This is a genomic window from Demequina subtropica (assembly GCF_000971235.1).
Classification (GTDB): Bacteria; Actinomycetota; Actinomycetes; order Actinomycetales; family Demequinaceae; genus Demequina; species Demequina subtropica.
In genome coordinates this window covers 149,416-163,024 of sequence record NZ_BBMB01000006.1, presented here as the reverse complement: position 1 = coordinate 163,024, position 13,609 = coordinate 149,416, and the positions used below count along the sequence as shown (strand labels likewise).

At 72.5% G+C, this 13,609-nt stretch carries 13 protein-coding genes; 8 read left to right on the top strand and 5 right to left on the bottom strand.

The features are described 5' to 3' along the window. Window positions 1-218 precede the first annotated feature (218 nt). Window positions 219-2,006 carry a cellulase family glycosylhydrolase gene (locus AOM06_RS06725; RefSeq protein ID WP_062303976.1) on the bottom strand — a complete coding sequence of 596 codons (1,788 nt, stop codon included), beginning with the start codon at window positions 2,004-2,006 and terminating at the stop codon, window positions 219-221. Window positions 2,007-2,133: 127 nt separating this feature from the next. Here AOM06_RS06725 and AOM06_RS06720 point away from each other — a divergent pair, with 127 nt between their 5' ends. From AOM06_RS06720 to AOM06_RS06685, 8 genes are all read left to right on the top strand, one after another. Next, window positions 2,134-3,378, top strand: coding sequence for an AGE family epimerase/isomerase (locus tag AOM06_RS06720; RefSeq protein WP_062303975.1), 1,245 nt, complete (start codon window positions 2,134-2,136; stop codon window positions 3,376-3,378). Between the two features lie 28 nt (window positions 3,379-3,406). Next, entirely contained in the window at window positions 3,407-3,988 is a 582-nt protein-coding gene (gene rsmD / locus AOM06_RS06715) for a 16S rRNA (guanine(966)-N(2))-methyltransferase RsmD (protein ID WP_062303974.1), read from the top strand. Then, window positions 3,985-4,464 (top strand): pantetheine-phosphate adenylyltransferase, encoded by a 480-nt coding sequence (gene coaD, locus AOM06_RS06710; RefSeq protein WP_062303973.1) that lies wholly within the window; start codon window positions 3,985-3,987, stop codon window positions 4,462-4,464. Before rsmD ends, coaD begins: the two co-directional genes overlap by 4 nt. A gap of 175 nt (window positions 4,465-4,639) precedes the next feature. After that, the gene (locus tag AOM06_RS06705) at window positions 4,640-5,197 is read left to right on the top strand and encodes a YceD family protein (RefSeq protein ID WP_062303972.1); all 558 of its coding nucleotides are present in this window, start codon (window positions 4,640-4,642) and stop codon (window positions 5,195-5,197) included. A 2-nt stretch (window positions 5,198-5,199) separates the two neighbouring features. Next, window positions 5,200-5,394 (top strand): 50S ribosomal protein L32, encoded by a 195-nt coding sequence (rpmF, locus tag AOM06_RS06700; protein ID WP_062288819.1) that lies wholly within the window; start codon window positions 5,200-5,202, stop codon window positions 5,392-5,394. Window positions 5,395-5,423: 29 nt separating this feature from the next. Then, complete coding sequence (gene rnc, locus AOM06_RS06695) at window positions 5,424-6,122, top strand: ribonuclease III (RefSeq protein ID WP_062303971.1); 699 nt, start codon at window positions 5,424-5,426, stop codon at window positions 6,120-6,122. A gap of 24 nt (window positions 6,123-6,146) precedes the next feature. Next, entirely contained in the window at window positions 6,147-7,076 is a 930-nt protein-coding gene (gene mutM, locus AOM06_RS06690) for a bifunctional DNA-formamidopyrimidine glycosylase/DNA-(apurinic or apyrimidinic site) lyase (RefSeq protein WP_062303970.1), read from the top strand. A gap of 21 nt (window positions 7,077-7,097) precedes the next feature. Continuing rightward, window positions 7,098-7,715 carry a response regulator gene (locus AOM06_RS06685; RefSeq protein WP_062299823.1) on the top strand — a complete coding sequence of 206 codons (618 nt, stop codon included), beginning with the start codon at window positions 7,098-7,100 and terminating at the stop codon, window positions 7,713-7,715. Here AOM06_RS06685 and AOM06_RS06680 read toward each other — a convergent pair. From AOM06_RS06680 to cydB, 4 genes are read right to left on the bottom strand one after another with little or no spacing between them, the layout of a single operon-like run. After that, window positions 7,712-9,307: a GAF domain-containing sensor histidine kinase gene (locus tag AOM06_RS06680; RefSeq protein ID WP_169747730.1), complete on the bottom strand. Its 1,596-nt coding sequence runs from the start codon at window positions 9,305-9,307 to the stop codon at window positions 7,712-7,714. The two genes, AOM06_RS06685 and AOM06_RS06680, sit on opposite strands and share 4 nt — an antisense overlap. A gap of 25 nt (window positions 9,308-9,332) precedes the next feature. Beyond that, complete coding sequence (gene cydC / locus AOM06_RS06675; RefSeq protein ID WP_228372882.1) at window positions 9,333-10,976, bottom strand: thiol reductant ABC exporter subunit CydC; 1,644 nt, start codon at window positions 10,974-10,976, stop codon at window positions 9,333-9,335. Then, a complete protein-coding gene (locus AOM06_RS06670; RefSeq protein ID WP_062303968.1) occupies window positions 10,973-12,565 on the bottom strand; it encodes an ABC transporter ATP-binding protein/permease in 1,593 nt (530 codons plus the stop codon). The genes cydC and AOM06_RS06670 overlap by 4 nt, the downstream gene beginning before the upstream one ends. 8 nt (window positions 12,566-12,573) lie before the next feature. Next, window positions 12,574-13,596, bottom strand: coding sequence for a cytochrome d ubiquinol oxidase subunit II (gene cydB / locus AOM06_RS06665; protein ID WP_062303967.1), 1,023 nt, complete (start codon window positions 13,594-13,596; stop codon window positions 12,574-12,576). Between the last annotated feature and the right edge of the window lie 13 nt (window positions 13,597-13,609).

Here is a 13,609-nt window from a genome sequence, read left to right as displayed (position 1 = left end):
GCCGAGCGTCGCTGGCATGCGGATGCCTCACCGGGTCGGGCGGCGCGATGTCGCGCGCGGGCTCCGCGTCGTCAGCGGAGGGCAGAGCGGCGGCGACCGTGCTTCTGCGCGCGATCCTCGCGCCCTTCGCGCGGTGACGACCACGGGCGCCCCATGGCGCGCATCGTCGGCCGGAAGGCGACCGTGGATGCCCCTTTCCAGGAGGGGACGCGCTGGGGCTACAGGCTCCCGCCGTCCGCGTAGAACTCGGTCACGGTGATCCCACCCGGGAGCGGCACCTGGTGGTCGAGCGAGACGAACCGCCCGTCGTCGTCCTGCCACAGCGCCGGCTCGAGCAGCGCGTACTTCTCCTCGTCCCACGTCGCCCAGTCGTCGAGCAGCAGCCCGCCCGTGTCTCCCGAGTTGGGGTTGACGCACCAGAAGGTGTGCGCCAGGCGGCGCTCGACGATGAGGTCGCGCACCGCGGCCATCCAGCGGTCCTGGCGCTCGTCCTGACCCAGGCGCCCGCCCCACTCGCCGATGAGCAGCGGCGCGATGCCCTCGGAGTCGAGGTACAGCCAGTTGGGCTCCCAGACGTCGCGCTCGAGGCTCGCCTTGGAGAAGGAGGACGTGAACCACGGCTGCTCGTAGACGAGCGGCCCGTACTCATGGGGGGAGTACACCAGCCGGTCCTGGAAGGAGCCGAGGTCGACCGGCGCATCGGCGACGCCCCGGAGGTTGCCGCCCCACCACGTGATGTCGTAGTCCGCGGCGTTCGTCGAGGACCACGAGGCCCCGGCCTTGGGATAGGCCTCGATGCCCTCCACCATGACGAGCACATCCGGGTGGATCGCGAGGATCCTCAGGGCGAGATCCTGCGACACGGCCTGCCAGTCGGTCGCGGCGTCACCCCCGCCCCAGGTGGCGCGAGGGCTCTCGCTCGGCAGCCCGTGAGGCTCGTTCTCGAGGTCGAAGGCGAGGATCGTGTCGTCGTCGCGGTAGCGCTTGGCGACCCACTCCCAGCCCGCGACGAAGTCCTCCGCGGTGACACCGCCCGCGAACCACACCGGGGCGAGGTGGCCCGAGTTGTCGGCGAGCGCGGAGTGCACGTCGAGGATCACCTTGACCCCGCGCTCCTTGCATCCCGCGAGGAACGCGTCGAAGACCTCGAGCGTGTCCAGGCCCGCCTGCGGCCCGGCCTGGTTGACGCTCCCCGAGATCTCCGCCTGGCCGTCCTTCCACTCGAGCAGCAGCTCGGTCGAGATCGGCACGCGGAGCACGTTGATGCCGCGCTGCGCGACCTGGTCCAGCACCGCCTCCATGTCCGCGGTCCACAGGCCGTGCAGCACGCGCTCCGCGGTGTTGAAGCCGAACCAGTTCGCGCCGGTGAGCCACACCGGGTTGCCGTCGAGGTCGACGATGCTCGCGCTGTCGGCGCGCAGCCAGTCGTCGCCGTCGCCGCCCCTCGCGGCCGGGACGTCCCCCGCGGGCGCATCGTCCGGGGTGGACGATGCGGCGGGCGCGGCCGCGCCGGAGCCCTCGGCCTGACAGGTCACGGTGATCGACTCGGGCGCCTCGCCGTCGGCGGTGAAGCCGAAGACGGTGCTCGCGCCCTCGGCGAGCTCGGTGTTGTAGTCGACGGGGCCGACCGTGACGCCGCCCGTGGACCCGATCGCGAGCGTCGAGCTCCACGAGCCGGTGACGGTCGCTTCGGCGAGCTCGAGCGTGACGGTCCACCCCATGATCGGCGCCTCGGCGGTGACGGTGACGTCGCTCTGGAAGCCGCCTTCCCACGAGCCGGTGACGGTGGCCGTTGCGGAACAGGCCGAGGCGGTGGGCGCCGGGGCCTCTCTGGTCGCCGTCGCCACCGTCGATGCGCTCGTGGCGGGGGAGGCCTCGGCGGCCGGCGGCTCATCGTCGCCGCCCGTCGCGCTCGCCACCGCGGCCGTGACGATGACCGCGACCAGCACGCCGGCCGCGACCCATCCCCAGAGCGGCACCCGTGCCAGCTGCTTCCTCGCGTCCACGCACAAACCTCCTGGTCCCTCGACTGACGTCAGCCTAGCGGCGCCCTCAGACGCGCCCGCGGAAGAGGATGAGGCCTCCGTCACACGGTGTCCGAGGTCCCGCGTGAGAGCGCTTACAGTTCTGCGTATGACGGAAGCCATCAGCGCCGATCGTCAGCTGTCCGCCCTGCGCGACCTCGCGTCGCGCGAGCTGTCGCAAGGGATCCTGCCGTTCTGGGAGGCGCACGCCTTCGCGGAGGACGGCTCCCTGCGCGGCGGGGTGAGCGACGATCTGGACTACCTCGACGACCTGCCGCGCCATGCCGTGCTCGCGGCACGCATCCTCTGGACCTTCTCCGCAGCGGCCGAGGCGGTCCCCGCGGACCGCGAGCGTCACCTCGCGACGGCTAGGCGCGCGCTGGCGCAGCTCACCGGCCCGATGTGGGACCCGCAGGCGGGCGGCGTCTTCTGGTCGATCGACGCGCAGGGCGCGGTGATCGACGACCGCAAGCAGATCTACGCGCAGGCCTTCACCGTCTACGCGCTCGCCTGCTGGGCGCGCGTCACCGGTGACGAGGACGCCCTCGAGCGCGCGCTGTGGCTCGCCGGCACGCTCGACTCCGAGGCGCGCGATCGCGAGTACGGCGGCTACGTCGAGGCCCGTGCGCGCGACTGGACGCCCACCGACCGCACCGCGCTGTCCGAGCTCGACCCCGACGTGCCCAAGTCGATGAACACCAACCTCCACGTGCTCGAGGCGCTCACCGAGCTGCTCCGCGCGTCCGCGGATCTCGCGGCGCGCGAGGCGCTCGAGACGCTGCTGCGCACCACCCTCGACTGCATCGTGGTCGAGGCGCCCTTCGCCCACTGCGCTCTGTACTTCGACGAGGCCTGGGACCGCTGCTCCGATGGCGTCTCCTACGGGCACGACATCGAGACCTCGTGGCTGCTGTGGGACGCGTGGGAGGCGCTCACGGCCCACGGCGTGGACGATGCGGACCTCGAGTGGCGCACGCGCGAGGCCTCCCTCGCGCTCGCGGAGGCGGTGCGCCTCCACGGCGTCGACGGCGACGGCGCCGTGCTGTACGCCGGCACGGCGGACGGGCCCACCGATCGGGATCGCCACTGGTGGCCGCAGGCCGAGGGCGTGGTGGGGTGGCTCAACGCCTTCCAGCTGGGCGGCCGCGCCGAGGACCGCCGCGCGGCGATCCGTGCGTGGGACTTCATCGAGCAGCATGTGGTGGACCGCGCTCACGGCGAGTGGCACGCGAGGCTCGACGCGAGCAACCGTCCGCTCGCGGGCGGCACGGGCGACCTCAAGATGGGGCCGTGGAAGTGCCCGTATCACAACGCCCGTGCGTGCCTCGAGGTGCTGCGTCGCATCGAGCCGTGAGGTCCGACCGGCCCCGTAGGCTGGTGCGGTGACCAGGATCATCGCCGGCCGTTGGGGCGGTCGCAGGCTCGCCGTGCCGCCGCGCGGCACACGCCCGACCACGGACCGCGTGCGCGAGGCGGTGTTCAGCCGGCTCGACCACCAGGACCACCTGCGCGGGGCGCGCGTGCTCGACCTGTTCGCGGGCTCCGGCGCGCTCGGGCTCGAGGCGCTGAGCCGCGGCGCCGCATCGGCCACGCTCGTCGAGGCGGATGCGAAGGCCGTGTCCGTGCTGCGCGGCAACGTGCGCGACCTCGGGGCCGCCGGGTCCGCGACCGTGGTGAAGGAGCGCGTGCGGCCGTTCCTGTCGCGCCCCGGGGAGCCGTACGACGTGATACTGCTCGACCCTCCCTACGACATCGTCCGCGAGGACCTCGCGGCGGTCCTCGAGGGCGTCGAGGCGCGGCTCGCCGACGGCGGGGTCGTGGTGCTCGAGTGGGCCTCCCGGGCCGGCGATCCGCCGTGGCCGGAGGGCCTCGAGGGGGTGCGGTCGAAGGCCTACGGCGAGACCGCGATCCACTACGCGGAACGGTTGGAGGCGGTCCGCGAGGGCGGTAGCGTCGAGGCATGACCACCGCAGTCTTCCCCGGCACGTTCGACCCGGTGACGTGGGGCCACGTCGACATCGCCACGCGTGCGCGCTCGATGTTCTCCAGGGTCGTCATCGCCGTCGCCCACAACTCGACCAAGACGCCGCTGCTCGACCTCGACACGCGCGTCGAGCTGGCCCGGCGTGCGGTGCAGCCGATCGACGGCGTCGAGGTGACGCCGGTCGACGGGCTGCTCGTCGACTTCTGCAAGGACATCGGCGCCGGGGTCATCGTCAAGGGGCTGCGCGGCGGCGCGGACTACGACTACGAGCGCCCCATGGCGCTCATGAACCGCTCGCTCACGGGCATCGAGACCGTCTTCATCACGGGCGACAATGCGCTGAGCCACGTCGCATCGTCCCTGGTGAGGGACGTCGCGCGCCACGGCGGCGCCATCGGCCGCTACGTGCCCGACGGCGTGGTCGACGCGGTCACCGAGGCGCTCTCGCGCCAGTAGCGGGGCCGCTCGGCTGGGCTCGCCGTCCCGCCGGGTCGCCCGCGCATGGGAGGATGGTGCCTCGGCCGCCCACCCGGGTTGGCCGAATCCGCCCGCATCGCGTACAGTTGTGGGCTGGCCCTGCCGACAGGCGCGGGCCGAGGTCCCCGCGGACCGGAACGACCAGGAGGCGCGTGTGGCTCACACTTCACGCCCTGCCGCCTCGCCGTACACCTTCTCTGTTCGAGACATCGTGCGGCGCCCAGGCGCGCAGCGCATCGTCTCCGAAGGCTTCCCGGCCCCCGCGGTCCTCGGCACCGATCTGATCGGAGTGCCCGAAGGTGCGGAGGTGAGGCTCGGGCTGAGCCTCGAATCCGTGCAGGAGGGCATCTGGGTCTCCGGAACCGTCCACGGGACGGCGATCGGGGAGTGCGGACGATGCCTGGACGAGGTGCGGCAAGAGATTGCGGCGCCGGTCCAGGGACTGTTCGAGCACCCCGACTCGCGCACCGCGGGCGAGGACGAGGCTTCAGAGGACGTGTTCGAGTTCGACGGTGAGAACCTCGAGCTCGAGCAGGTGGTGAGGGACGCGGTGGTGACAAGCCTCCCGTTCACACCGCTGTGTGACCCGGCTTGCCCGGGGCTGTGCGACCAGTGTGGCGCGCGGCTCGCGGATGATCCCGATCACGCGCACGAGGTGCTGGACCCGAGGTGGGCCGCACTCCAGAGCTTTACCGACGAGAAAGAGAGTTAGCCGTGGCTGTTCCGAAGCGCAAGATGTCGCGCAGCAACACGCGTGCACGTCGCTCGCAGTGGAAGACGACCGCTGCCGACCTTTCGACGTGCCCCCAGTGCAAGGCCGACAAGCTGCAGCACACCGCGTGCCCGTCGTGCGGTGCCTACAACGGGCGCCAGTACGTCGAGGCGCTGCGCACCGAGCACGCGGGCTGAGCCCGCGCGCGGTGGCGTGACGCGAGCGTATGAGCATTCCAGGGCAGCAGTCAGCTGACGCCCTGATCAGCAGGTTGGGTGTCCTCGTGGACCCCGACCTGCTGGTGCTCGCGCTCACCCACCGCTCGTTCGCGTACGAGGCCGGCGGCCTCCCGACGAACGAGCGTCTGGAGTTCCTGGGCGACTCCGTCCTCGGGGTGGTCGTGACGGACCGCCTCTACCACGCCCACCCCGACCTGCCCGAGGGCGAGCTCGCGAAGATGCGGGCCGCATGCGTCTCGCAGCGTGCCCTCGCCGTCGTGGCCCGCGAGATCGGCCTGGGCCCGTGCATCCTGCTGGGCAAGGGCGAGCGCGCCACCGGCGGGAACGACAAGGACTCGATCCTGTGCGACGCCTTCGAGGCGATCCTCGGCGCGATCTACCTCTCGCACGGCATCGACGTCACCCGCGAGGCGATCCTGCGCCTCCTGGGGCCGAGCCTCGAGGCCGCCGCCACGTCCGGCGTGGCTCTCGACTGGAAGACCTCCCTGCAGGAGGCCTGCGCCGAGCGCGGCCTCGGCAGCCCCGTCTACGCCGTCACCGGTGAGGGACCGGACCACGCGCGCCGCTTCACCGCCACCGTCCTCATCGCCGGCGAGCCGAAGGGCTCCGGCACCGGCACCGCCAAGAAGCACGCCGAGCAGGACGCGGCCGCCGAGGCGTACGCCGCCATCACCACGGTCGACTGACGCCGTCGGCGTCCAAGGATCGCGTTGCCCGAGCTGCCCGAGGTCGAGGTGGTCCGCCGAGGCCTCGACGCGCTCGTCGCCGGGACGCGCATCGAAGCCGTCGAGATCTACCGCGACTCGTGCGTGCGCCTGCTCCCGGGCGGCCCCGCCGAGTTCACCGCCGAGGTCACGGGCCTCACGCTGTCGCGCATCGTGCGGCGCGGCAAGTTCCTGTGGTGCGAGCTCGCACCCGAACCCGCGGACGATGCGCCCGTCCTCGCGCTGTCGGCGCACCTGGGGATGTCGGGCCAGTTCCGCGTCCATACCGACACGCCGGACCCGCACCGGCACTGCCGCGCCCGGCTCATGCTCTCGTCGCCGGCGCTCGTGCTCGACTTCCTCGACCAGCGCACGTTCGGCTACCTCCATGTCGAGGCGCTGGTGCCGACGCCCGACGGCGGGCCCGGGGGAGAGGGCACGCCGCTCCCGCTGCTGCCGGCGTCCGTCGCGCACATCGGTCGTGACGCGCTCGACCCCGAACTGGACGAGCGGTCAGCCATCCGCGCTCTCCGACGGGGCTCGCGGGGGATCAAGCAGGTGCTGCTCGATCAGACGGCGGTGAGCGGCATCGGCAACATCTACGCGGACGAGGCGTTGTGGCTCGCGCGCGTCCATCCCGAGCGTCCCGCTCACGCGGTCACCGCGTCACAGTCCCGCGCGGTCCTCGCGGCGGCCCGGGAGGTCATGGGCCGCGCGCTCGCCCAGGGCGGCACCAGCTTCGATGCGCTCTACGTCAACGTGAACGGCGAGTCGGGCTACTTCTCACGTTCGCTCGAGGCCTACGGGCGTGCGGGCGAGCAGTGCTCGAGGTGCGGGTCCCTGATCCGCCGGGCGACCATCGGCGGCAGGTCCACGCACTGGTGCGCGCGCTGCCAGCGCCGTTGGTCAGCGCGTCGCGCAGGTCCCGGGTCCTAGGACCGCAGTATCATTTCCCCTATGTCTGACATCACGGTGCTGGTGCTCGACGACCACGAGGTCGTCCGACGCGGAATCTGCGACATCCTCGAGCGCGCCGACGGCATCGCCGTCGTCGCCGAGGCCTCGACTGTGGCGCAGGCCGTGCGCCGTGCCGAGGCCGTGCGTCCGCAGGTGATCCTCTCCGACCTCCGCCTCCCCGACGGGACGGGGCTCGACGTCATCAACCACGTGCGCGCGAAGCTGCCCGAGACCCACATCGTGGTGCTGACCTCCTACGACGACGACGAGGCACGCGCCGCCGCGCGCAACGCGGGCGCCGACGTGTTCCTCGCCAAGACCGCCGACTCGCACGAGGTCCTCAAGGCCGTGCGCGACGCGGCCTCGGGCCGCGAGCACGGCCAGCACATCTCGGTCCACGAGGACGATGTGGTCGCGCGCCTCACCCCGATGGAGCGTCGTGTGCTCGACCTGGTCGGCGCCGGGCTCGCGAACCGCGAGATCGCGGAGAAGCTCGGCATCGCCGAGAAGACCGTGAAGAACCACGTCACGAGCGTCCTCGCGAAGATGGGCCTGCAGCGTCGCACGCAGGTGGTCGCGTGGGCGACCGCCAAGCGCGCGCACTCGTTCCGCGGCTAGCGGCCCGCGGCCTCGACGTTCCACTCGGCGACCGTGCCGGGGCGGACCGCTCCCGGTCGCGAGGGAGCGAGCGTGAAGGTGCCGTTGCGGCGCAGCGCGCGGTTGGCCAGGTTCGACGTGCCCGAGTGGCGGTTGGTCGCGCCGCCGGGACCGATGCCGTCGTCTGAGACGGTGACGGCGACGCGCCCGTCCGCGCCCGAGATCGCCATGTAGACCTCGGACGCCTCGGAGTGCCGTGCGACGTTCGAGAGCAGCTCGCGTACCACCGCGACCACGTCGTCCGAGAGCGACGGATCGCCCGCGATGGCGTGGGACAGCTGCGCCCAGTCGACCTGGACGCGCGGGGCGAAGCCGAGCGAGTCCGTGCCCATGACGATCTCGCGCCGGATGCGCTCGGAGATGGGCTCGGACGTGCGGTGCCCGGCCAGGGAGCTCATGACGCCGCGGACCTCGCGCTGCGCGCGCTTGACGTGATCGAGCGTGCGCAGCAGGCGCGCGGAGAGCCGCGGCTCGGAGTCCGCGGCGATCGACTCGATCTGCATCGCGGTCGCGAAGAGCTCCTGCGACACGAAGTCGTGGAGGTCGTCCGCGAGGCGCTGGCGCTCCTCGAGGAGAGTCGTCATGTTCTTCACGTGCGACAGCTCCGCGACGGACAACGCCATGGCGGCCTGCGTCGCGAAGCGCTGCGCGATCTCGAGGTCCTCGAACGTGAACGACGGCATGCCTCGGTCGCGCCACAGCATGAGCAGGCCCACGGGCTTGTGCTCGGCGGACAGCGGCGCGTACATCGTGGGACCGAACTCCTGGACGGCCTCGAGCACGATCGACCCCGGAGGCTCCGTCGCGATGACGCCCTCGCCCGAGCGGATCGCCTCGATCGCGCGCCCCTGCGCCGGCAGCTCGAGGCCCAGCAGCTCGAGAGAGCGCGGGCCCGCGGTGATCTCCATGGTCCAGTTCTCATCGACGCCGGGCAGCACGAGCGCGACGTTGACCGCCCCGGCGAGGTCTTTCGCGGACTGGACGATGGTCTCGAAGACCTCCTCGTCGCCCGGGTCCGCGAGCAGCGCCGTGGTGATGTCCTGCGAGGCCGTCAGCCACCGCTCGCGCGCAAGAGCCTTCTCGTACAGCACTGCGTTGTCGATCGCGACGGACGCGGCGGCCGCGAGAGCCTCGACGGCGGCCTCGTCCTCGGGCGTGAACTCGCCCGGCTTGCTCGCGAGGTAGAGGTAGCCGAAGACGCTGCCGCGCACCCGGAGCGCGGTCCCCAGGAAGGACCCCATCGGCGGGTGGTGCTTGGGCATGCCCTGGAACGCGGGGTGCTGCGTGAGGTCCGCGAGCACCAGCGTGCCCTCGTCGGGGATCTGTCCGAGCACGCCCACGGCGTTCGGGGCGCGCCTGATGTGCTCCCACACACCCTCGGGCATGCCCTTGTAGTGGAAGTCGACGCTGATGCCCTCGTCATCGAGCACGTTGATCGCCGCGAACTTCGCGCCGGTCTGGTCGACGAGCGCGGTGAGCAGCATGTCGAGCGTGTGATCGAGGTCGAGCTCGAGGTTGAGCGACACGATCGCGTCGGTCATGGCGTCCGACAAGCGGGACTCCTTCGGGGGGGACGGGTCAGTCATCGAGGGTCACCACCGAATCCGCAAGGTCGAGGAGCGAGAGGTCATGGGTGACGAGGACAACCGTACGGCCCTCGCCGCGCATCCGTGTCACCATCGCGCGCAACGCGTCCGCGCCCGCGTCGTCCAGATGCTCCGCGGGCTCATCGATGAGCACCACGGGCGCGCTCGTCAGCGCGGTGCGCGCGAGCAGGAGGCGGCGTCGCTCGCCGCCCGAGACGGTGCGCCCGCCCGCGCCGAGCTCGGTGTGGAGCCCTGACGGCAGGCCCCGCACCCAGGGATCGAGCCCCACGAGGGCGAGGACGTCCCACGCCTGAGCCTCGTCGACGTCTCCGCGAGCGACGCGCAGGTTCTCGAGCACCGTGGTGCCGAAGACGTGGGCGTCCTCCGCCGTCATGGCGACCGTGGTGCCCGTGAGCGCGGGGGAGGAGGGGGCGCCTCCCACGGTCGCGTGGCCCGCCGCCGGCGGCAGCGCTCCCGCGAGCGTCGCCAGCAGCGTCGTCTTGCCCACGCCCGAGCGCCCCACCACGGCCAGCACGCCGCCCGGCGCGACCGAGGCGCTCACGGGCCGGGTCGGCTCCATGCCGGGCCAGGCGACGCTCAGGTGGTCCAGCTCGAGCGACGATGCGCGGGGCGCCGGGGCCGGCCCGGCATCCGTCCGGTCCTCGACCTCGGTGAGCTCGGCGAGGCGGCGCGCGGCGGCGGCGGAGCGGAAGTACTGCTGGACCGCGGGCGGGACGGCGCCCACCGCCTCGAAGGCCGCGAGCGGCAGCAGCGCGACGACGGCGGCGAACGGCCCGTCGAGGTCTCCCGCGTCCGCGGCGAGCACCCCGAGCGCGAGCAGCGCGACGAGCGCGACGCCCGTGAAGAAGGTCTGCGCACCGGCGGCCCACGCCGCGGGACGCGAGGCGAGCTCGTGCGCGTGCTCGGCCTCGGCATCGGCGGTGCGCAGCGCCCCCGATGCCTCGCCGAGCGTGCCCCACACGCGGTGCTCGGTCGCGCCGTCCATCGCGGACAGCGCCGCGGCGCTCACCTCGGCGCGCGCACGCGTGCCCTCGACCGCCGCGATCCGCGCGGACCGCGCGGTGAGCACCGCGGGGACGGCGCCCGCGAGCACCACGCAGAGCGCGAGGATCACGCCCGCGACGGGCATGATCACCGCGACGATCGCGACCGAGATCGCGGAGACCGTGCCCGCGACCGCCAGGGGGATGAGGGCCCGCACCACGGCGTCGCCGATGGCGTCGAGGTCCGCGCCCATGCGCGCCACGATGTCGCCCCGGCGCAGGCCGAGGACCACGCGTGCGCCCGAGCCGGCGAGCCGTTCGTACGTGCGTTCCCGCAACGTCACCACGCCGCGCAGCGCCGCGTCGTGGCTCGCGAGCCGCTCGAGGTAGCGGAACAGGCCCCGTGAGATGCCGAAGAGGCGCACCACGGTCGCCGCGAGCGCGACGTCCGCGGGGGAGGGCATCTGCGCGGCCTTGGCGATGAGCCACGCGGACACCGCCGCGAGCCCGACGGCCGAGCCGAGCGCCAGCGTCCCCGCGAGCACAGCGCGCGCAATGGCCCAGCGGGTCACGCCCGTGTCGCGGATCGCCGCGCGCAGCGCCGCCATGTCGGTGAGCTCGCGCGCGCTCATGCGGCGGGCCCCGTCCTCGCGGCGGTGACCTCGACGACGGCGTCGGCGGCGTCGAGCACCTCGGCCTCGTGCGTGGCGACCACGACCGTCGCGCCCGCGTCGGCGAGCGCGCGCATCCGTGCGATGACGTCCGCGCGCGACGCGCGGTCGAGGTGCGAGGTCGGCTCGTCGAGAAGGACGAGCGCGCGGTCCGAGTCGAATGCGCGTGCCAGCGCGGTGCGCTGACGCTGACCCAGCGACAGCGTGCGCCCCGCGGGCCCGAGGTCCGGGCGCTGGGGCACCCACGCGACGTGAGCGAGCCACGAGGCCTCGTCGACGGCCGCGGCGTCCGTGACGACGGGCGTGCCCCCGACGGCCACGGTGCCGGCGGAGGGCGTCAGCAGCCCCGTAAGGGCGAGCAGAGCGGTGGACTTGCCCTCGCCGTTCGGGCCCCGCAGCGCGGTGATCCGGCCCGGCGCGGCCGTGAAGGAGAGGTCCGCGGGCGCGCGACGCGAGCCGTCGGGGGTCGCGACGGCGAGCCCGGCCACGTCAAGCACCTTCCCACGGGGGTCGGGCGCGACGCCGAGGGAGGCACGCGCCGGGGCATCGGCGTCCTCGTCGAGCAGCGCGAAGGCGGCGTCGGCGGCCGCGAGGCCGTCCGCGGACGCGTGGAAGTGCATGCCGACGTTGCGCAGGGGCAGGTAGACCTCGGGCGCGAGCACCAGCACCGCGAGCGCGGTCTCGATGCCGATGCCGCCCGCGATGAGCCGGAAGCCCATGGTGACCGCGATGATCGCGACCGCGAGCGTGGTGAGCAGCTCGAGGACCATGCCGGAGAGGAACGCGACCCTCAGCGAGCCCATGGTGGCGCGACGCTGCGCCTCGCCCAGCTCCCGGACGCGCGTGGCGGGGCCGCGCTCGCGCCCGAGCGCCTTGAGCGTGGGCAGGCCCTCGATGAGGTCGAGCGTGCGGGCGCCGAGCCGCTGCATCGCCTCGAGGTGACGTGCCGAGCGCTCCTGCGTCACCAGACCGACCAGGATCATGAACATCGGCACGAGCGGCAGGGTGGCGGCGGCGATCACGGCCGAGAGCCAATCGAGGCCCAGCAGCACCACGAGCATCACGGGCGTCACGGTGAGCGCGAGCGCGAGCTGGGGGAGGTAGCGCACGAAGTAGGGCAGCAGGTCGTCGAGCCCGCGCGTGACGAGCGTCGCGACCTGTGCCGTGCGACCGCCCGAGTCCCAGCGGGGCCCGCGCGAGGCGACGTGGTCGACGACCATCTCGCGCAGCTGCGAGATGACGCGCACGCCGGCCCGGTGGGCGAGCCGCTCCTGGAGCCACGCCACCGCGGTGCGCGAGAGCACCACGAGCGCCAGCAAGCTGAGCCCGGTCGCGAGCGTCCGTGTGCCTTCCGGCATGAGGCGGCCCCACCAGTGCAGGCCGTCCTCGGCGAGATCGGTGGGGGAGAGGACGGGCGCGAGCAGGCGCGCGATGAGCAGCGCCTGGGCAAGGATCAGCAGCGCCGTCAGAAAGCCCAGACCCGCCGTCACGAGGATGTAACGGCGGGCCGGGCCGATCCGACGGATGAGCCTCGGATCGATGGGCTTCATCGAGCGGGTCAGCCCTTCGTGAAGGTGAGCTCGTTGTGCTCGGGGATGTGCTCCATCGACAGGCGCTTGCGGAACACCCAGTAGGTCCAGGCCTGGTAGGCGAGCACCACGGGCGTCATCACGACCGCGACCCAGGTCATCACCGTGAGCGTGTAGTCGGTGGACGAGGCGTTGTCGATGGTGAGCGAGTTCGCCTCGTCGAGCGCCGGCATGACGTTCGGGAACATCGCGCCGAAGATCAGCACCACGGCGCCCACGATCGCGATCGCGTTCGAGACGAACGCCCAGCCGAAGCGGCCCTTGAGCGTGGCGAACCATGCGCCCACGAGCGCGACCGCGGCGAGCGCGACGGCCGCCCAGGTCCAGGTGTTGCGCGAGTAGGCGAGCTGCGCCCACACGGCCCACACGCCTGCCACCACGATGGCCACGAGCGACGCCTTGCGGGCGAACGCCTCCGAACGCTCACGGATCTCGCCGTCGGTCTTGAGCGACAGGAAGATCGCGCCGTGGGACAGGAAGATCGCGAGGGTGACCAGGCCACCGAGCAGCGCGAACGGGTTGAGCAGGTCGAAGAAGTTGCCGGCGTACTGGTGGTCCGCGTCGAGGTTGACGCCGCGGACCAGGTTCGCGAACGCGACGCCCCAGAGGATCGAGGGCACCCACGCCGAGCCGATGATCACGTAGTCCCAGCGGGTGCGCCAGGTCTGGTCGTTGATCTTGCCGCGGTACTCGATCGCGACCGCGCGGACGATGAGCGCGACCAGGATGAGCAGCAGCGGCAGGTAGAAGCCGGAGAACAGGGTCGCGTACCACTCGGGGAAGGCCGCGAACATCGCGCCGCCCGCGGTGAGCAGCCACACCTCGTTGCCGTCCCACACGGGGCCGATGGTGTTGAGCACCACGCGGCGGCCCTTGTTGGACCGGCCGATGATCGGCATGAGCATGCCGACGCCGAAGTCGAAGCCCTCGAGGACCAGGTAGCCCGTCCACAGGACGGCGATCAGGATGAACCAGAACTCAGGAAGAGACATGAGCGGGGACTCC

Bases quoted from the DNA above. Each gene is read 5' to 3' on its own strand.
- rnc (WP_062303971.1), top strand. From the start codon at position 5,424: ATGAGCATTCCAGGGCAGCAGTCAGCTGACGCCCTGATCAGCAGGTTG.
- cydB (WP_062303967.1), bottom strand. From the start codon at position 13,596: ATGTCTCTTCCTGAGTTCTGGTTCATCCTGATCGCCGTCCTGTGGACG.
- cydC (WP_228372882.1), bottom strand. From the start codon at position 10,976: ATGAGCGCGCGCGAGCTCACCGACATGGCGGCGCTGCGCGCGGCGATC.
- coaD (WP_062303973.1), top strand. From the start codon at position 3,985: ATGACCACCGCAGTCTTCCCCGGCACGTTCGACCCGGTGACGTGGGGC.
- AOM06_RS06685 (WP_062299823.1), top strand. From the start codon at position 7,098: ATGTCTGACATCACGGTGCTGGTGCTCGACGACCACGAGGTCGTCCGA.
- AOM06_RS06720 (WP_062303975.1), top strand. From the start codon at position 2,134: ATGACGGAAGCCATCAGCGCCGATCGTCAGCTGTCCGCCCTGCGCGAC.
- AOM06_RS06670 (WP_062303968.1), bottom strand. From the start codon at position 12,565: ATGAAGCCCATCGATCCGAGGCTCATCCGTCGGATCGGCCCGGCCCGC.